Source organism: Myxococcus sp. AM010, from assembly GCF_013372585.1.
Lineage (GTDB): Bacteria > Myxococcota > Myxococcia > Myxococcales > Myxococcaceae > Myxococcus > Myxococcus vastator.
Genome location: NZ_JABXEO010000045.1, coordinates 39476 through 58384 on the forward strand (window position 1 = coordinate 39476; position 18909 = coordinate 58384).

At 68.6% G+C, this 18909-nt stretch carries 17 protein-coding genes; 7 read left to right on the plus strand and 10 right to left on the minus strand.

The features are described from left to right. Positions 1–53: 53 nt before the first annotated feature. Entirely contained in the window at positions 54–1208 is a 1155-nt protein-coding gene (locus HV826_RS20750; protein WP_176418762.1) for a DGQHR domain-containing protein, read from the minus strand. Continuing rightward, positions 1205–2023, minus strand: coding sequence for an HNH endonuclease (locus HV826_RS38110; protein WP_176418763.1), 819 nt, complete (start codon positions 2021–2023; stop codon positions 1205–1207). The genes HV826_RS20750 and HV826_RS38110 overlap by 4 nt, the downstream gene beginning before the upstream one ends. A gap of 439 nt (positions 2024–2462) precedes the next feature. On the opposite strand from HV826_RS38110, the gene HV826_RS20760 reads away from it, so the two are divergent. From HV826_RS20760 to HV826_RS20770, 3 genes are all read left to right on the plus strand, one after another. After that, positions 2463–3008 (plus strand): hypothetical protein, encoded by a 546-nt coding sequence (locus HV826_RS20760; RefSeq protein WP_176418764.1) that lies wholly within the window; start codon positions 2463–2465, stop codon positions 3006–3008. A 104-nt stretch (positions 3009–3112) separates the two neighbouring features. Further along, complete coding sequence (locus tag HV826_RS20765; protein ID WP_176418765.1) at positions 3113–4519, plus strand: pitrilysin family protein; 1407 nt, start codon at positions 3113–3115, stop codon at positions 4517–4519. Next, on the plus strand, positions 4516–5985 hold the full coding sequence (locus HV826_RS20770; RefSeq protein WP_176418766.1) for a pitrilysin family protein: 1470 nt from the start codon (positions 4516–4518) through the stop codon (positions 5983–5985). Before HV826_RS20765 ends, HV826_RS20770 begins: the two co-directional genes overlap by 4 nt. A 57-nt stretch (positions 5986–6042) precedes the next feature. Here the strand turns inward: HV826_RS20770 and HV826_RS20775 are convergent, their stop codons facing one another. The 5 genes from HV826_RS20775 to HV826_RS20795 all read right to left on the minus strand — a co-directional run bounded on the left by HV826_RS20775 (position 6043) and on the right by HV826_RS20795 (position 11278). Continuing rightward, positions 6043–7344, minus strand: coding sequence for a DUF1615 family protein (locus HV826_RS20775; RefSeq protein ID WP_176418767.1), 1302 nt, complete (start codon positions 7342–7344; stop codon positions 6043–6045). A 135-nt stretch (positions 7345–7479) separates the two neighbouring features. Then, the gene (locus HV826_RS20780; RefSeq protein ID WP_255217325.1) at positions 7480–8175 is read right to left on the minus strand and encodes a hypothetical protein; all 696 of its coding nucleotides are present in this window, start codon (positions 8173–8175) and stop codon (positions 7480–7482) included. A gap of 100 nt (positions 8176–8275) precedes the next feature. Then, on the minus strand, positions 8276–9085 hold the full coding sequence (locus HV826_RS20785; protein WP_176418768.1) for a hypothetical protein: 810 nt from the start codon (positions 9083–9085) through the stop codon (positions 8276–8278). 57 nt (positions 9086–9142) lie between these two features. Continuing rightward, positions 9143–10951, minus strand: coding sequence for an acyl-CoA dehydrogenase (locus HV826_RS20790; RefSeq protein WP_176418769.1), 1809 nt, complete (start codon positions 10949–10951; stop codon positions 9143–9145). Positions 10952–10972: 21 nt separating this feature from the next. Continuing rightward, entirely contained in the window at positions 10973–11278 is a 306-nt protein-coding gene (locus tag HV826_RS20795) for a hypothetical protein (protein ID WP_176418788.1), read from the minus strand. Positions 11279–11931: 653 nt separating this feature from the next. Between HV826_RS20795 and HV826_RS20800 the strand changes: the two genes are divergently transcribed. The 4 genes from HV826_RS20800 (at position 11932) to HV826_RS20815 (ending at position 16475) form a co-directional block, all read left to right on the plus strand. Beyond that, the gene (locus tag HV826_RS20800) at positions 11932–14514 is read left to right on the plus strand and encodes a PAS domain-containing protein (RefSeq protein ID WP_176418770.1); all 2583 of its coding nucleotides are present in this window, start codon (positions 11932–11934) and stop codon (positions 14512–14514) included. A 3-nt stretch (positions 14515–14517) separates the two neighbouring features. After that, complete coding sequence (locus HV826_RS20805; protein ID WP_176418771.1) at positions 14518–14976, plus strand: response regulator; 459 nt, start codon at positions 14518–14520, stop codon at positions 14974–14976. Next, complete coding sequence (locus HV826_RS20810) at positions 14973–16115, plus strand: hybrid sensor histidine kinase/response regulator (protein WP_176418772.1); 1143 nt, start codon at positions 14973–14975, stop codon at positions 16113–16115. The genes HV826_RS20805 and HV826_RS20810 overlap by 4 nt, the downstream gene beginning before the upstream one ends. Positions 16116–16268: 153 nt before the next feature. Next, the gene (locus HV826_RS20815) at positions 16269–16475 is read left to right on the plus strand and encodes a hypothetical protein (RefSeq protein WP_176418773.1); all 207 of its coding nucleotides are present in this window, start codon (positions 16269–16271) and stop codon (positions 16473–16475) included. 28 nt (positions 16476–16503) lie between these two features. On the opposite strand, the gene HV826_RS20820 is transcribed toward HV826_RS20815, so the two are convergent. The 3 genes from HV826_RS20820 to HV826_RS37335 form a co-directional block, all read right to left on the minus strand. Further along, positions 16504–17370 carry a DUF4202 domain-containing protein gene (locus HV826_RS20820; protein WP_176418774.1) on the minus strand — a complete coding sequence of 289 codons (867 nt, stop codon included), beginning with the start codon at positions 17368–17370 and terminating at the stop codon, positions 16504–16506. 163 nt (positions 17371–17533) lie between these two features. After that, positions 17534–17770 carry a hypothetical protein gene (locus HV826_RS20825; RefSeq protein WP_163783695.1) on the minus strand — a complete coding sequence of 79 codons (237 nt, stop codon included), beginning with the start codon at positions 17768–17770 and terminating at the stop codon, positions 17534–17536. 242 nt (positions 17771–18012) lie between these two features. Beyond that, positions 18013–18825: a hypothetical protein gene (locus HV826_RS37335; RefSeq protein ID WP_176418775.1), complete on the minus strand. Its 813-nt coding sequence runs from the start codon at positions 18823–18825 to the stop codon at positions 18013–18015. Positions 18826–18909 lie beyond the last annotated feature (84 nt).

Below are 18909 nucleotides of genomic sequence, written 5' to 3' on the forward strand. Positions count from 1 at the left end.
GATTTCAGACGTCCGTCATGCCTCCCTCCAATGCAGAAGTCTCCGAGGGTATGCTATGCCCCGGCCGAGAGCACATCTAGCCCTGTTGACCACGTCAACTTGTCTTTCTTGTTTCTGCGAATCTGGCGCAAGTCGTTCTTGAGGATGTCTCTTCCAGAGGATGTGTCTAGGCTCTTGAGTTGCCAGTCTGAAGTCCAGAATTCAGAATTGATTTGGCTAGCGATTTTCTTTGTCGTGGCACTCACGTCGGAGGCATCTGAGATATTGACGAAATCTGAAGCAGAGAGGGTGTCCAGTTCATCGACAATGTGCTCGAAGTATGCCCGAAAGCCGGCGTTCGAAAATAGGTTGTTGTCTGGTTGGGGCCAGAGCTTGGGATATGCATCTCGAGTGCCGCTCCACACTGCAAAGAAAACCGCGATAAGCGCATCGTCATCGTCATCCAGGGCAGGGAGTCGCCGTCGCGCATAGGAGAGGCTGCCCTCGATTGCAGCTGGCTTGATGCAAGGATTTCCCTTGCCTCTGCGGCGCTCCCAGTCGACCATTTCGTGGAAAGGGCTTTCGGGATCATCATCAATGACGGCAACAAGAGATGCTCGCTCACCCAGCGAGACGCGGGCAGATCGTAGCCGATCATTGAGATTTTCTTCGTCGAAATCGACAATTAAAGACTTGACTAGGTTCGGAGGGACCTTGGAAGCTTTGTTGTTTATGACGACGAAGTGAAATGCCTGCTCATTTGAGTCCGCATCCAGGAGTGCGGAGATCGGGATCGGGAGGTCCTCTGCCTCCACTCGAGTCATTCCGTGAAGTCTGTGTTGTCCGTCAACGACGAATGCCGGTCTGGTGTGGTGTGGTGCCGCTGGATTGAATTGGAAACTGAGACTTCCCCACTCCACCCCTGCGATTTTCGGAGTTGGTTGTTTTGGGGATTTAGTAAATTTTGTTGATTTTGGCTTGAATGCAATTGTGGTGCTTGTTGGGATCGTGTTGTCCTTGTTTAACTCGAAGTATCTGGCGATTGCATTCGCCTTTGCATCATTCAGTCGACGCTGAATCCCCCCCGGCTGTTCTTCAAGGCGTGAAATGAAGGACCACGACAGGACGTCTTTGGCCGTGTCGACAAAAATGAAAAATGACTTATCGCTGCCTGGTCGCTGCTTGACTCTGAATCCAAAAAAAGTCCGCTTTTCAATTTTTGATTTCATCGCTTGCACTCAATGCAGATTGCCATGCTGTTGAAGAAGTTGTGACTTTCGTGCCGCGAGCGTACTTCAAGGCGCAGCCCATCGGGAAGACGAGACAGTGGCAGTTGGCAGCGACTGCACTGGAATCCGGATTGGTAGTTTACTGCGAGGCGGAACATTCGATTTGCCTCAAGCAGAAATGACGGGTCGCCTTCCGGAACCTTTACGTGGAGGTGCTCGTAGTGTGTGTCGGCTGCGCTTGCGTAGTCTTGTCGAAATGAATTACATTTGATGTGGGTGATTCTTAGGTTTGATTCGTCGCTATGTCCGCCGAGAGATCGTGGCCAAATGTGATCAAGAGAGAATCTGGATTCGTCATTGGGATTTGATGAGTGGTAATTTATGAGTTCTCCGCATAGCCCGCAGTGTGTGTTTCTTTTCTCCCCTCTCTCCTTCATTTTCTTGATTGTTGACTGGGGGATATTTTGCTTCGAGGCCTCAAGGGCCTTGAAGGTGAGATTGGAAACGGCCCTTGCCTCTTGGGGAGGAAAGGTGAGGTGGTGTCTTAGGTAATCATTTTCGAATCTTTCTTCAAATTTTTCAACATGTTGTCGTCGATACCATTCTGCGTTTGTTATGAGGCGCCGCAGGAGCATTAGGATGGTGCTTTGGTGTATGGTTGCCTCCAGGCTGTGGAGATTGAAGTCGGATGCTATGGTGTCGATCCATAGATTCTCTTTGCGCGGAGTGATGGGATAGCGGTTGAGCAGCCAGCGGTGAAGTTGCTCGCCTGGAGTCAGGGCGTGGTTGGGTCGCCAAGTTATAGGGCGTGTCATGCATCTGTTTTACTGTTGTGGTGCTGCTGCAGTTCTTGGGGGAGTAGGTTGATTGGGGTGCCGACTGTTCGATGTGCTTGTGGTGGCATCTTTTGCTGTTGGGCTGCTTTGGCTGGCCGAGTTTGGTTTTCTTTTAGCATCGACGCCGTGGCGTATCAATCTGCTGCTCTGTTGGGCCGGTGCGCAATGCTGCCAGGTTGAGGGTGCCCTTTGACTCCCTGGGTGAATCAACTTAATGGCTTAGGTGGTTTTTGCTTTCACGGAGATGGAGTTGCTCTGACTCATGTGGTAGTACCTGGACTGTGAATTTTGGGGCCGGCGGACAATGCAGTCCGCGTGCTGTCCAGCACCTACCGCCGCTTCCAGACGCTGCCCCACGATGCCGGGTGCACGGGCTGCCCGGAGCAGGGTAGAGAGGGAGCCGGAGGAGCGAAACGAGATGGACGCGAACGCAGTGGCGGAGCTCGAGAAGGCGGGCGTGAAGGTGGATCAGCCCGAGCGCCTGTACGTGGCGGTGGAGTGGGACGAGGACGGCAAGCACGTGCGTCCGGTGGGGGAGCGCGTCCAGCTTCGCGCGGGCGAGCAGCTGGCCCACGTGACGCTCAAGCCCATCTCCCAGCTCTTCGTGGGCGACGTGAAGCCCCCCAGCTTCGCCAAGGCGCCCCCGGACGAGTACCAGGCCTTCTTCCTCCTCATCGAGGCCACCGCCGCCGGCTACTGCCGCGCCGTGCGCAACACCGAGACGGACCAGGAGTTCGAGCGGCTCTACCGCCACCTCCTGCGCCGCCCCGACGGCACCGACCGCAACCCGCTCTTCTCCCACCTCCAGGGCGCCGTCCGCCTCTACATGTCCCTGCGCGACGTCAGCCAGGCGGAGTTCGAGGCCGTCATCCACCGCCTCCACCAGTCCGCCCGGCACTTCCAGACGCACACCGGCAGCATCAACTACTTCCAGGAAGTGCTCCGCGGCGTGCTCGGCGCCTGAGGCGTCCGTCAGCCCCACCGCCCTCCTGGTCAACCCAGGAGGGTGGCACCTGGAATATCGTGCCCCGCCGCCCGTTCCCGGGCGTTCTTCCGACAGGAGCACGGATGTTCCGTCAGTCGTTACTCTGGACCTCGTGTCTGGCCCTGCTCTCCGGCCCCGTGGCCTGTGCGCAGACGCAGGCCAGGCCGGTGGCGAAGTCCGCCGTGGCCGCCGCGCCCAGGCTCGGCGCCGGCATCGAGTCCCGCACCCTCAAGAACGGGCTCAAGGTCATCGTCTGGCCCAACCACGACATTCCCAGTGTCGTCCTCTACAACTGGTTCCGCGTCGGCAGCCGGAACGAGTACCCCGGCATCACCGGCCTGTCCCACTTCTTCGAGCACATGATGTTCAACGGCGCGAAGAAGTACGGCCCCGGTGAGTTCGACCGCGTCATGGAGGCCAACGGCGGCGCGAACAACGCCTTCACCTCCGAGGACGTCACCGTCTACATGGACTGGTTCCCGCGCTCCGCGCTCGACGTCATCTTCGACCTCGAGGCCGACCGGCTCCAGCACCTGGCCATCGACCCCAAGGTCACCGAGTCCGAGCGCGGCGTCGTGTACTCGGAGCGCCGCTCCGCCATCGACAACGACAACATGGGCGCCCTGATGGAGCAGGTGCAGGCCACCGCCTTCGTCGCGCACCCGTACCAGTTCCCCGTCATCGGCTGGCCGTCCGACATCGAGTCGTGGCGCATCGAGGACCTCCAGCGCTACTACAAGACGTACTACGCCCCCAACAACGCCACGCTCATCTTCACCGGCGCCGTGACGCCCGCCGAAATCTTCGCGCTCGCGGAGAAGCACCTGGGGCCCATCCCCTCCCAGCCCGCGCCCGAGCCCATCCGCACCAAGGAGCCCGAGCAGCAGGGCGAGCGCCGCATCGTCGTGAAGAAGCAGGCCCAGGCCCCACTCATCCAGTTGGCCTACCACGGCATCTCCGGCAAGGACGCGGACGTGGAGGCGCTCACGCTGCTCCTGGGCATCCTCGCCAACGGTGAGTCCTCGCGGCTGCACCGCCGCCTCGTCGAGGAGGAGCGCGCCGCCCTCCGCGTCAACACCCACTTCAGCCCGGGCTTCGACCCGTCGCTCGTCTGGGTCTACGCGGACTTGCCGCCCGGCGCCGACGTCGCTAGGGTGGAAGGCCTGCTCACCGAGGAGCTGGCCCGCGTCGTCAAGGACGGCGTCAGCGACGCCGAGCTCAAGAAGGCGCGCAACATCACCCTGTCCCAGTTCTGGCGCAGCCTGGAGACCAACAACGGCCGAGGCCGCGCGCTGGGCGCCGCGGAGACGTTCCGCGGTGACTACCGCCAGCTCTTCGACGCGCCTGAGCGCTATGAGCGCGTGACGCGTGACGATGTCCGCGAGGTCGCCGCGCGCATCTTCAACTCGCAGCGCCGCACCGTGGGCTGGCTCGTGCCCGCCGACGCGCGGGCCGCCACCCCCGACTCCCGCAAGGAGGCCTCGCGATGAGCGCCCCCCTCACCTGGAAGGCCGCGTTCACCACGCTGCTGCTGTCCTCCGTCCCCGCGGCGGCCCAGGGCTCCGCCGCTGCTCCGAAGGCCGCCGCGGCGGCCCCGGCACAGCAGGGCGTGACGCTCCCCAAGGCCACCACCGTCACGCTGAAGAACGGCGCGAAGCTCCTGCTCGTGGAGCGCAAGGAGCTGCCGCTCGTCTCGTTCAGCGCGTGGGTGCGCGGCGGCGCCCTGGGCGACCCCGCCGGCAAGGAGGGCCTGGCCTCGCTCACTGGCGAGCTGCTGCAGAAGGGCGCTGGCGGCCGTGACGCGCGTCAGTTCGCCGAGGCCGTGGACGGCGTGGGCGGCGACATTCAGGTGGCAGCCAACCTGGAGGCCCTGGTCATCAGCGGCCAGTTCATGTCGCGCGACACCGGGCTGATGGTGGAGCTGCTCACCGACATGCTCACGCGCCCGCGCTTCGACGCGAAGGAGCTGGAGAAGGTCCGCGCGCGCAAGGCCTCTGAAATCACCGCCGCGAAGGATGGCGACCCGCGCATGCTGATTGGCGCGTACTTCCAGGCCTTCCACTTCGCCGGGCACCCGTATGGCACGCCCGTCAACGGCAGCGAGGCGTCCCTGCCCGGCCTGTCCCGCGAGGACGTGCTCGCGTACGCGAAGCACCACCTGGGCGCGGACCGGCTCATCCTGTCCGTGGTGGGTGACTTCGACGCGAAGGCGCTCGCGAAGAAGCTGGAGTCCTCGCTCGGCGGCTGGGCGCGCGCCGCCGCGCCCGCGCCCACCGTGTCCGCCACCGCCGCCTCCAAGGGCCGGCGCGTGCTGCTGGTGGACAAGCCGGACGCCACCCAGACGTACTTCTGGATTGGCAACACCGGCATCTCCCGCGATGACCCGGACCGGGCCGCGGTGCGGGTCGCCGAGACGGTGTTCGGCGGGCGCTTCACCTCGCTGCTCAACACCGAGCTGCGCGTGAAGTCCGGCCTCAGCTACGGCGCCAGCTCCGTGTTCATCCGCCACACGCGCCCGGGGCCCGTCATCATCGCCTCGTACACGAAGACGGAGTCCACGGGCCGCGCCATCGACCTGGCGCTGGAGACGCTCGCCGGCTACCGGAAGGCCGGCATGGATGACGCCATGCTCGCCTCCGCGAAGTCGTATGTGCTGGGGCAGTTCCCGCCCACGCTGGAGACCGGGGCGCAGGTGGCGGGCAAGCTGTCGGAGCTGGCCTTCTACGGCCTGGACGCCAGCGACGTGGACGGCTTCGCCAGCGCCGTCTCCGCCACGACGCGCCAGGGCGTGCACGGCATCATCCAGCGCAAGCTCCCCGCGCCAGAGGACCTCACCTTCGTCCTCATCGGCAAGGCGTCGGACATCCGGGAGGCGGCTCGCAAGTACGGCGCCGTCACGGAGATGAAGATCTCCGACGAGCGCTACTCGCCGCCCTCCGCGCCCGCGAAGCCCTGAGCCCCGCCGCGCACCGCCGGCTCCGGAAGGAATCGGACCGGCGGTGCCTGGCGCTCTTCACTCCTTCGCCGTCAGCGCGCGGTAGCGCGTCATGCAGTTCTGGAAGCGCCGGTCCACCGAGCGCGCGAACCACGCGGTGGTCAGCTCGCGCTTCAGCTTCGGACTGTGGAGCGTCACCCGGGGAAGCTGGGCGTAGGACGGCGCTTCGCCCGTCTCCCGCTGGTAGACGCGTTTCACCGCGCGGAACGTGTCGGTGGATTCGAAGTCCAGCGCCTTCTCCTCGCGCACGTCGCGGCGCACCTGCCGCTCGCTGAGCTCCTCCGGGGCGAAGCGCAGACGGAAGGCCAGCAGCGCCAGCAGCGACTTGCTGTCCTCGTCGCGCGGCTGCCCCTGCTTGTCATAGAGCTGGAGGTCTCCGTCGGGCGCCAGGGGATGGCCGGTGAGGCGGCTCACCTGCGACTGGAGCGCGGCGTTGCGTGAGGCATAGACGCCCGCGTTGTAGTCCGCGAAGCGGAAGAGGGGCTCGGGGTAGGCGGCCTCGTAACCCAGCAGCCGCGCGGTGCCGTAGCGCACGCCGCCCGCGCGGGTGTACATCGACTCGCGCACCTCGGCCGGGTCCGCGTCCTCGCCCGCCTTCTGCATCGCGTAGCGCACGCTCACCTGCATGGAGCCAGCGGTGGTGACGGGGTTGAACGCGTTCAGGTTCCCCGAAGCGAAGACGCCGCTGGCGAAGTCCACGACCTTGAAGGCGCTCGGGTATTCGTTCTCGTAGTACGCGAGCATGTCGCGGAAGAGCCGGTCCAGGTCGCGCTCGGTGCGCAGCGCGCGCAGCCGCTCGTCGAACGTCTTCTTGCTGCCCTTCGCCCGGCCTTCCAGCACCGACGCCAGGACCTTGCGGCCCAGCGGGCCCAGCTTGTTCGCGTGTTCGTCCAGACGCGCGCGGACCATCTTCGGGAGCCCCGGGACGGCCGGGTCGACCTTGTAGCCGGACTCCTGTTCGATGACGGCCAGCACCGAGCACACCGCGGGCGGTGACGGGGCGAGTTCCTCCACCTCCAGCGCGGCCAGCACGTCCCGGGCCCAGCCCTCGCGGTCCTGGAGCCGCGGAGGCATCAGCCTGGCGACCTGTGACGCGGAGAGCTGTGGCAGCGCTGGAATGGAGGGCTGGGCCGAGCCCGCTCCGCGCGTCGCGCATGCGGTCATCATGCCCAGCGCGAGCAGCATCCCCAGCCGGGCGCGGCCACGGCCACGGCGGGGCGCCTGTGTCCAGGTGGGCTTCGCGGCGAAGGTCACCCACAGGCCGCGCCACGCACGGCGCCAGCCGGACGTGGGGGACCGCGGTGGAAGGGGCTCCTGCATGCGCTCGCCTCCGGGGCTTGGGCCCCGATATCTCAGGAGGCGCGCGGCGCTGGCGAAAGCCATGAGCCCTTGCGCTTGCCCGGTGTCCGGGCAGGGCCTCCCTGGTGGCATGCCCTACCACGGCGCGAGCCCACCTCAGCGACGGATCTGCACGTCGCGCGCGACGGTGCGGCCCCCCATGAGGACGAACTGCGCACGCACCGGCGTGCCTTCCCGCAGCTGCCGCAGCGGCACCTTTCGTCCCTGCCGCAGGCCTCGGCTGCGCTGGTCCAGCTCCAGCTCGTAGACGCCGCCCTCCCGGTCCTTCACGGTGAGGGTGTTCCGCTTCACCTGCGTGACGCGCCCACTCACGGAGCTGGAGGCGATGATGACGTCCTCCAGGGGCGCGTTCCCCGCGCCGCCCTGGCCCGTCTCCACCGTCGCGTGCTGCGCCGCGCGCGCCGCGCCCAGGTACCAGTCCTCGTCCTCCCGGGCCTGGACCGCCTCGGAGCCAATCATCACCCGGCTCGCCGCCGCCTGCTGCTGCGTCCGCGGCGCGGCGGACTCCGCCACCGGGGCCGGCGCGCGCACGGGTGCGCCCTCCATCGGAGCCACGGACGTGTCGCTCATGGCCGTGGGCGCTCGCGCCAAAGTGTTCTCTCCGGGAGCCTGTTCCCGCACCGCCGTCGCGGGCTGGAGCGCCGCGGGCGCTGTCGCGCTGTCCACCTCCATCACGGGCTCGCGTTCAATGGCCCCGGCCGCCGTGTCCGCTTCCATGCCGCTGGGCGTCACCACCGCCGCCCGAGGCTCCCGCTCACGGCAACCCGTCGTCATCGCGAAGAGTCCCAGCATCCCCACCCACGCCCATCCTCTTCCCATACTGTTCCCCTCGAGTTCCCAGTCGCTCCGTTTCGCGGCTTCCAATGCAAGCGGTGTGCGCAGCCCCTCCGCGTCACGCAGGCAGCGCGCGGGCCACGGCCTTCACGTGTGAGCGCACCAACTCGCGGGCGCCCATCAGCTCCGTGGCGTCCCGCGGCGCATAGCCCAGGCACAGCACCACGTCGTCCTCCGGCGCCGTCCGCACGCCCAGCTTCACGTAGTCCAGGGTGCGCGGCACGGGCTCGCCGTCGGCGTCCCGGTTGAAGCGGCCGAACACCGTGGCATTCGTCCCTCGTCGCGGCGCCGTCTCCTTCAGGGCGAACATCCGCCGTATCGCGGCGAGCGCCTCCGGCTGCCCCATCAGCACTTCCGGACGCGCGGGCCCGCCCAGCTCCCACTCCAACAAGCGAAGGCAGCCTCGGACGAACTCCACGTCGGTGATGACCAGCCCGTACAGGTACCAGTCCGCGCAGGCCACCTGCACCAGCCTCGCCTGGGCGTCCGTCAGCCAACCGAACGAGGGGCAGGTGAACGTCTCGCACACGGATGAGCGGTACACGCCGCAGTCCCGCAGGTCCGTGCCGCCCGTCACCAGCGGGTGGGCAAGGCAGCCCACCTGCTTGCGCTCGGAGTCCAGGAAGCCCAGCAGGGGGCACACCCGCACGGCGGAGAACATGGGCTCGGCGCGACGGGCCGCCAGCAACTCACGGGCGGCTTCGCGCCACGCCGAGGCTTCCCACGGCACGCGGCGCAGCCGCTCCGTCTGCATGGAGAGCTGCTCCGCCACGGCCAGGCGGGAATGGTCCCGGAAATTGTAGAGGCCGCAGCAGGCTCCACACGACGCGCCTCCACCGGGCTGGCACAGGTGGAAAGAAACAGTCACCCTTCACATCTTACGAGCTCAAACGATTCATGCAGGAGAATCGTCCGAGGCGTCTCCTCAGAACCACTCCGGGCGCATGCGCGCGTAGGAGTCCTCTCCTGTCCGGCAGAGCCGGGCGAGCAGCGGTACCCGAGGCAGCTCCACCGCGAACCAGTACTGCGCCGCCGCCAGCTTGCCCTCGTAGAAGTCGGGCGCGGGGTCGCCACGCCCCAGCGCTTCCTTCGCGGCCGCGGCCTGGGCCAGCCAGCGCCAGGCCACCGCGAGCACGCTGAACAGCTCCAGGAAGTCCGCGCTGTGGCGCAGCATCAGCTCCACCTCGCCGGACATGCCACGCGCGCCCAGCTCCGTCACCACGGTGGTGGTCTCCGCCAGGGCCTGTTCGAGCGCCTCGCCCCACTCCGGCGTCACGCCCGCCGCGCGCGCTCGCGCCACCGTGGCGCCCACCTCCTCCGTGAAGGCCTGGAGCGCCGCGCCGCCGCCGGCCACCACCTTGCGCCCCAGCAGGTCGAGGCCCTGGATGCCGGTGGTGCCCTCGTGGATGCTGTTGAGCTTCTGGTCTCTCAGCCAGGCCTCGGGCAGGTACTCGCTGGAGTAGCCGTAGCCTCCATGCACCTGCACCGCGAGCGCGTTGGCCTCGAAGCCCCGCTCGGCAGGGAACGACTTCGCCACCGGCGTCAGCAGGTCCACCAGCAGGCCCGCGCGCTGGCGGGTGGCGTCGTCCTGGCCATGCTCCGCGAGGTCCGCCTGGTACGACGCGGCGAGCAGCAGCGACAGGCCCCCTTCGACGATGGCCTTCTGCCGCAGCAGCATCCGCCGCACATCCGCGTGTTCGATGATGGGCGTCTGCGGCCGCGTGGCGTCGCGCACGCCGGCGGGCCGGCCCTGGGGACGCTCACGCGCGTAGGCCACGGCCTCGTGGTACGCCACCGTCGCGGTGGCCACCCCGTTCATGCCCACCATGATGCGCGCCTCGTTCATCATCTGGAACATGCACGCCAGGCCGCGTCCCGGAGGCCCCACCAGCCAGCCGTGGCAGTCACCTGATTCACCGTAGTTGAGGGCGAGGCTGGGGATGCCCTTCCAGCCAATCTTGTGGATGACGCCCGCCACGCGGACGTCGTTGTCCACCAGCGCGCCGCCCTCCGGCCGCCGCGAGGGCACCGCGAAGAGGGAGATGCCCCGCGTGCCGCCCTCCGCGCCTTCGATGCGCGCCAGCGTCAGGTGCACCACATTCTCACTGAAGTCCTGGTCCGCGCCGCTGATGAAGATCTTCGAGCCCTGGATGCGCCAGCTGCCGTCCGGCGCGGGCGTCGCGCGGGTCCGCACGTCCGCGAGGCTGCTGCCCGCCTGCGGCTCGGTGAGGGCCATGGTGCCCGTCCATTCGCCCCGGTACATCGGCTCCATGAAGGCCGCCTTCACCTCCGGCGTGCCGAACACCTCCAGCAGGTGCGCCGCGCCCAGCGTCAGGCCCAGCCAGGCGTAGACGCTCAGGTTGGCCGCCATGAGGTAGGCGGTGGACACCGCGTGCACGGTGAGCGGCAGCTGCTGTCCTCCGACGTCGGGCGGGCGCGAGGCGGTGAGCAGGCCCAGCTCCACCAGGCGCGGGTACAAGTCGCGCATCAGCGGGTGGACGTGGACGCGCCCGTCGCGGAAGGACGGGGGCTGGGCGTCCATGGCGCGGTAGGTGGGGTAGAGCACCTCGCGCGCGAAGCGGCGCGTGCTGTCCAGCAGCAGGGTGAAGGTGTCGCGGGAGTGCTCCGCGAACGCGGGCAGGGCGCACAGCGCCGTGGCATCCAGCACCTCGTAGAGCTGGAAGTCCACGTCGCGGTCCGACAGCAGCGGATTGGGGCGGGGCGCGGTCGTCATGCCCCGGTGTTAACAGGCGCGCTAGTAGGACGCGAAGGCGGACTCGAAGTCGAGGTCGTCGTCCGGAGCCTCGCCCCGGATGTCGCGCACCGCGTCGGGCCGGGCGGCCCACTCCGGGGGACTGTCGCCACCCACCAGGGGCATGACGGACACGCCGAGCAGCGCCGTGGTCAGGGCCGTCTCCATGGACTCCATCAGCGGCTCCTGGGAGCGGTGCCACCAGCGGTGGTGCCCCCGCTTCCGCCGGCGCAGCCGCTCCAGACACGAAGGGCCCAGCACCTGGACGCCGGCGCCGCCCAGCGCCGCGAGCGCCCATCCACAGGGCATGGAGGACACGCCCTGCGGCCGTCTCCGGTAGGGACGCGGCGGTGCGTGGATGTCCAAGGGCCGGGACGTCGCCAGGGGCCGCGCGGGTGCGCGCGTCCCACCCCGCACGCGCCACGGCGCGGGACGGACTCGACGGGGAGATGGGCTCCACATGGGGGTGTCACGCTCCTCACGCGGCCTATCCCTCTCAGGCGACATCCGCTCGCGGAAGGTGGTGTCCCCTCCCTGAACCCGCCATGTGGGAGTTGCTCGCTCCCTGGCCGGAGGGTGGCAGTGGGGATGAGACGAAGAGGGCCCGCCTGCCCGCCTGCCCGGGCTGCGTCCTGAGCGTGCGACGGCCGAAGCGCCTCACCCTCGCTGAGGGGCCGATTCCAAGGAGCCCTCGCGGTGTCCTGGCATCCGCGCCCGTGCCTGAGGGCTTCGTAGGTCAGGTTGTTGGTGACGTCTGTCATTGCGGGCGGTGTGTCTGTCTGGTTTGTTCGTGCAATGGCAGGCATCTGCGGTGGCGGGGCATTGACAGGGAATCCACGACGCCCGCCTCCCTGACCGCCCGGCGTGAGACCTGCCCTTCCTGGGGACTGTCCGCTGCTGAAAAGCCGTCTCCCGCCAGGAGGGTGTGGCCCCGTGCGGGCTGTTAAGGTCGAGTGCCTTCCATGACGCACCCCCTCCGTAGTCCTCCGGATGCGGCCCCGGAGTCCCAGCGCCCGGTTCCGGTGCTCCCAGGCGTGGACGCCTTGCAGTTGCTCTCCGAGAGCATCCCCCAGCTCATCTGGGTCGCCCGCGCGGACGGCCATCACGAGTACTACAACGCCCGTTGGTACACCTACACGGGCCTCACCCCCGAGCAGGCACTGGGGGCGGGCTGGCGGTTGGCCTTCCACCCCGATGACCTGGAGGAGGCGGGCCGGCGCTGGGCGGACTCCCTGCGCACCGGCGCGCCCTATGAGGTGGAGTACCGCTGCCGCCGCCATGACGGCGTGTGGCGCTGGCACCTGGGGCGGGGGCACCCGGTGCGCGACGACAGCGGGCGCATCGTCAAATGGTTCGGCACCTGTACGGACATCGAAGAGCAGAAGCGCGCCGCGGAGTCCCTGCGCGTGCTGGCCGAGGCGGGCGCGCTGCTGTCGTCGTCCTCGCTGGATTACGAGGCGACGCTCTCGGCGCTGACGCGGCTGGTGGTGCCGTCGCTGGCGGACTGGTGCGCCATTGAAATCGCCTACGAGGATGGCTCCACGCGCCAGGTGGGCGTGGCGCATGTGGACCCGGAGAAGGTGCGCTACGCGGAGGAGCTGCGTGTGCGTTACCCGCCGCGCCATGAGGACCCCTCCGGCGTGCTGTCCGTCATCCGCACAGGGGTGTCGGTGGTGCTGCCGGAGGTCCCGGATGCGCTGCTGGTGGCCGGGACCCGTGACGCGGAGCATCTGCGCATCGCGCGGGAACTGGGGCTGCGCTCCGCCATGCTGGTGCCCCTGACGGCGCGTGGCCGCACCATTGGCGCGCTGTCGCTGGTGCACGCGGAGTCAGGCCGGCGCTTCGCCCAGACGGACCTCCTGCTGGCCACGCAGCTGGCCGAGCGCGCGGCGGTGGCGCTGGACAACGCCCGGCTCATCAAGGACGCGCGGCGGATGGAGCTGCGCTTCCGCTCGCTGGTCACCGCCTCCACCCAGGCCGTCTGGGTGACGCGCCCCGACGGCGACATCGAGGAGGACAGCCCGTCCTGGCGCGCCTTCACCGGCCGGACGTACGCGCAGTGGCGGGGACACGAGTGGCTTTCGGCCGTGCATCCCGAGGACCGGGACACCGCGGCGCGGAGCTGGTTCGCCACGGTGGAGCAGCGCCGCCCCTATGACGCGGAGTACCGCCTGGCCCGCCCGGACGGGCGCTACACCCCCGTGCGCGTGCGCGCGGTGCCGGTGCTCAACCCGGACGGCGGCGTGCGCGAATGGGTGGGCACCACCACGGACGTCTCCGCCCAGCGCCAGGTGGAGGACGCCGCCCGCCGCCTGGAGCGCGAGGCGGCCGCGCGCCGGCTGGAGGCGCTGCGCGCGGAGGTGAGCCTCGCCCTGGCGCGCGAGGACGCCCTGGCGGAGATTCTCCAGGACTGCGCCAGCGCACTGGTGACGCACCTGGGGGCGCGGACGGCGCGGCTGTGGCTGTACTCGCGCGACACCCACACCCTGGAGCTGGCGGGCAACGCGGGCCCCAACGCGCCGCCGCGCGACAAGTGGGCTCGAATCCGGGTGGACGGCCCCAGCCTGGTGAGCGAGGTGGCCCGCCTGCGCGCTCAGCTCCGCGTGGATGACCTGACAGGCGACACGCGCGTCCTGGACGGCGGCTGGTTGAAGGAGACGGGCGTGCGCGCGTTCTCGGGCATGCCGCTGATGGTGCGTGGGCAATTGGTGGGAGTGCTCGGCGTCTATGGCAGGGAGCCGCTGGGCGAGGACGCGGCGGTCGCGCTGGCGGCGGTGTCGGACGCCATCGCCCAGGGCGTGGAGCGCCGCCGCGCCGAGGAGGGGTTGCAGCAGCGCGCCCAGGAGCTGGCCCGCTCCAACGAGGAGCTCCAGCAGTTCGCCTACGTGGCCTCGCACGACTTGCAGGAGCCGCTGCGCATGGTGGCCAGCTATACCCAGCTGCTGGGCCGGCGCTACAAGGGCAGGCTGGACGCGGACGCGGACGAGTTCATCCACTACGCGGTGGACGGGGTGAATCGCATGCAGCGGCTCATCCAGGACCTGCTGGCCTATTCGCGGGTGGGCACGCGAGGCTGGGACAGGCGCCCTTGCGACGCGGGACGGGCGCTGGAGCGGGCGACCGCGAACCTGCGGGCGGCCATCCAGGAGACGCAGGCCTCGGTGGAGCTCGGCCCGTTGCCGGCGGTGCTCGCGGACGAGACGCAGCTCACCCAGTTGTTCCAGAACCTGGTGGGCAACGCGCTCAAGTTCCACGGCGCCGCGCCGCCCCGGGTGCGGGTGAGCGCCGAGCCGCGGGGAGCGGCGGTCCGCTTCACCGTGCGCGACTGGGGCATTGGCATCTCCCCCGAGTACTTCGAGCGCATCTTCGTCATCTTCCAACGGCTCCACGGCAAGGAGGAGTACCCGGGCACGGGGATTGGCCTGGCCATCTGCAAGAAAATCGTCGAGCGCCATGGGGGCCGCATCGGCGTGGAGTCCCAGCCAGGTGAAGGCACGGCCTTCTGGTTCACGCTGCCCGCCGTACCGTCCCATCCGGAGTCTTGAGACATGCGCCACGACGCGACTGGCAGCCCGATTGAAATCCTCCTGGTGGAAGACAACCCCGGCGACGTGCGGTTGACCATCGAAGCCTTCAAGGAAGGCAAGGTGAGCAACCGCCTGTCGGTGGCGCGCGACGGCGTGGAGGCGCTGTCCTTCCTGCGGCGCCAGGGCGCGTACGCGGACGCCGCCCGGCCCGACCTCATCCTGCTGGACCTCAACCTGCCTCGGAAGGACGGACGCGAGGTGCTGGCCGAAATCAAGGTCGACCCGGCCCTGCGCCGCATCCCGGTGGTGGTGCTCACCACGTCGAAGGCGGAAGAGGACATCCTGCGCACCTACGACTTGCACGCGAACTGCTACATCGCCAAGCCGGTGGACCTGGAGCAGTTCATCTCCGTGGTGCGCTCCATTGACGACTTCTGGTTGTCCGTCGTCCGGCTGCCCCCCAAGCCCGAGGCTTCATGAGCGACCGGAGCGTGGACGGGCGCCCCCTGCGCCTGCTGCTGGTGGAGGACAACGCGGGCGACGCGCGGCTGCTCCAGGAGGAGCTGAAGGAGATTGCCACCGCGCGCTTCGACGTCCTCCACGTGGAGCGGCTGGCGGACGCGGTGCACGTGCTGGGCAGCGCCGACGTGGACGCGGTGCTGCTCGATTTGTCGCTGCCGGACGGGCAGGGGTTGGCCAACATCCCCCGCCTGCTCAACGCCGCGCCGTCGGTGCCGCTGGTGGTGCTCACCGGCACGGACGACGAGCAGCTGGCGGTGCAGGCCGTGCACGAGGGCGCGCAGGACTACCTGGTGAAGGGGCAGGTGACGGGGGCGCTGCTGGTGCGGGCGCTGCGCTACGCCATCGAGCGCAAGCGCGTGGAGGAGGGGCTCAAGCGCGAGGAGGCGGCGCGGCAGACGGCGGTGTTCCGCGAGCAGTTCCTGGGCGTCCTGGGACATGACCTGCGCAACCCGTTGCAGGCCATCTCCGGCAACGCGGCCCTGCTGCTGCGCTACGGCGTGCTGGCGGAGCCGCAGCGCAAGGCCGTCAACCGCATCTCCATCTCCGCGGACCGGATGGCGCGGATGATCAACGACCTGCTGGACTTCACGCGCACCCGGCTGGGCGGCGGCTACCCGCTGACGCGCGCGCGGGTGAACCTGCATGACGTGCTGCGGCAGGTGGTGGAGGAGCTGGAGGTGGCGCACCCCATGCGGCGCTTCGAGCTGACCCTGTCCGGCAAGGGCTGGGGTGAATGGGACGCGGACCGCATCGCCCAGGCGGCCTCCAACCTGGTGGGCAACGCCGTGCAGTATTCCCCCGAGGACACGTCCGTCTGCGTGTCGGTGCGCGACGAGGAGGGCGGCGTCCGGATGGAGGTGCACAACTGGGGTCTGCCCATTCCCCAGGAGCGGCTACCTCACATCTTCGACCCCTTCGTGCGCGCACAGGACATGCGCAGCGCGCAGCGCAACGGGCTGGGGCTGGGGCTCTACATCACCCATGAAATCGTGCGGGCCCACGGCGGCCTGTTGCGGGTGACGTCCACGCCGGAAGAGGGCACGCGCTTCTGGCTGTGTCTGCCGCGCTTCGAGAAGCCAGACATGCTTTCGCGCTAGGCAGCCTGCCCGCTGGGCGGGCGGACATCCATGGCGGGGACGGCCGGGGAAGCAGCGCCGTGAGCGGCGGGACGACACACCTTTCCAGGGTGAAGCCAACGTGGCCGTGTTCGCCTCCGTGGCGCGCGGCCCCCCGCAAGCGAGGCTCAGCTCATGGTAATCCTTGGCGCCACCATCCTGGGAGTCGTCATCTTCGCCGTCCTCATCATGGCCGTGATTCTGGGCGGAGCCATGGGCAACAAGCAGGAGCGCAACCTGCGTGAGGTTACCGAGCGGCAGCGGGCCGCCGGCATCACGGGCGACGTCACCATGAACGACAACGCCCTGGGCGGGCTGCCGGACCGGACCGTGCACGCGTAGCGGTGGCGGCCCGCGCGCGCCGTCCCGCTCAGGCCGTGCCGTCCACTGGAAAGTGGGCGGCGAGCAGGACCTCGAGCTGGCCGCGCACGGCCGGCGCCAGGCGCATGTGTCCCAGCCAGCGCAGGTGTTCGGGCCGCAGCCGCGCGAGCATCCGGGCCACCTGCCGGCGGCGGTGCTCGGGCGCGGCCTCCCGGAACCAGGCGGAGGACTCCCGGCAGAAGAACGCCAGCGCATCCGCGGAGTCCAGCAGCGACACGTCCCGCGCGTTGGCGGGGCGCGCGTCGCGCTTCAGCAGCTCCCGCACGCGCCTGCAGGTGGCGTCATCCGCGCCGGCCTCCTCCAGCACCTGCACCGCGCGGTCCGCGCGCGCCTGTGTCGTGGGTTGCTCCCCTTCCTGTTCATGGAAGAAGGCCGCGGCCTGCGGCGGGAGGTCCACGTCCGGCCGCAGCCGGAGCGTCCATTGCCAGGCATCCACCGCGCGGTGGAACTCCGCGCGCACCTGCGGCTGCTTCAAGTCGTGCAGGGAGCGGTGCCGCGCCAGCAGCCGGCTGAAGAGCGGCGTGGCCGAAGCCGCGTTGCGGCGCCGCACCAGGCATTGATAGCGGGTGAGGATTTCCAGCGCGGCCACGACGAGCGCCTCACTGCTCGCGCCGTCCAGGTGCAAGGACAGCCATTCGCTGCGCTCCGCCGCCTCGAAGACGCGCGCGTCCCAAGCGATGGGGTCGAAGGCCGGTGCGTTCCATTCGGATGCGTCCAGATAGAGCACGTTGCCGCCGCGCCCGGCGGCCAGGGGCGCCAACTGCACGGTGGGAAACGTGTGCTGCACCAGCGGCCAGCCATGTCCGGCGGCGGGGCCCTCGGAGCGGAAGTCGGAGAGCAGGAGCTGGCGCAGCATGGGGGCCTCCAGGTTGGGCCCCAAGCTGGCGTCAGGAGCCCCCCATGCCTACTCCCTCCAGGAGTCCCGGCTCCGCGTGGGCTGGTCAACGGAGGCTCCAGCGGTGGGACGCTCCCTCGTCCCATGGAAGCGCGCACCGCCGGGGCCTGTCTGCTGAAGGCCGCTAGGGCCGGCCCAGGTCCGCGGGCTGGTTGAAGGCGTACGCGCTGGCGCCAGGAGCCTGGTCCTCGTGGAACAGCGGGCACTTGGCGCAGGTGAAGCCATCCCAGTCCTTCTTCACCGCGACGTCGATGCAGCCGCCGTAGAAGCGGCAGTGCACGTTGCGGTGCTCGTCGATGGAGAAGGACTCGGCCCGCAGCGGAAGGCGGAACTCGGTGGGTCGTGGCTGTGGACAGGACATGGTGCCTCTCTTGCCCCCCTCATGGGACGTGTCATTCCTCTACCTGTCATTGCGCCGCGTCATTCCCGGCGCGTCCGAGGCCACCCGCGCCGTGTGTCGCACGGGCTCATGGGGGCCAGCAGGAAGGGACTGCACTCTTTAATGATGAGGGGCCCTGGCGCGCATCCATCCGGGCGCGTCCGAGGCGGGGGGGGGCGCGCCGCCCGGGGGGCGGGCGGGCGCTCATCCACCCAGGGGACGGCTCACACCTGAAGCGTCTTCTCGACCTCGGACAGCTTGTAGCGGGCCATCGCCAGGTTGGCGCTGGCGCGGTGCAGGGCCACGTACAGGAACAGGCCCTCCTTGCCCGAAAGCGGGCGGATGAGGTGGTACTGCTCGCCGAGCGTGATGAGGATGTCCTCGATGCGGTCCTTGATGCCCAGCATGCTCATGGCCTTCATCTTGGAACGCACGACCTCGGTGTTGGCCGCCGCCGCCGTCTCGATGTTGAAGGCCGGGTTGCCGCCCACGCTGCCCAGGCACATGCCGCTCTTCGAGTCCGCCAGACAGGCCGCGAAGGCCCCCTCGATTTTCAGCGTCTCTTCCAGGGACTGCTTCACGTTCGCCATGACTTCGCTTTCTACCAGGGGGTGAGTGGGAGGCTTCGCGACAGTGGGAATCAGCTCATCCAGGCCATACGTCAATTGGCTGGAATAGGTGCGCGGCTGCGGGACGAACATGGCCTGGGCGTCCGTCAGCGACAGCAAGGCCTCCAGCTGCTCCGACATGTGGCGGCGCAGCAGGTCCCTCATGGTGTCCCGGGGAACCAGGCCCCACGTCACCAGCGTCTCGCAGAAGTTGCCCCCGCTCTGCCGGCACTCCGCCACCACCTGCTCGACGTCCTCGCGGCTGACCACCCGCTCCCGGATGAGCACCGAGGAGAAGTTGAGCGCCCCCGGCCCGTTGAGGACCGCCCAGGCCACCTTCCGCGCCACCACGAAGATGCGCCCGGAAACGGAGGTGGAGCGGACCACGACCTCCCCACCCAGTTTGCTCTCCAGGGCCTCGTGAAGCACGGTCCGTACGACCTGGCGGGGCACCGAAGTCTGGGGGCGGGCGACAGATTCCATGAGGAGGGTCCAACCTGCTCCAGTTGGGAA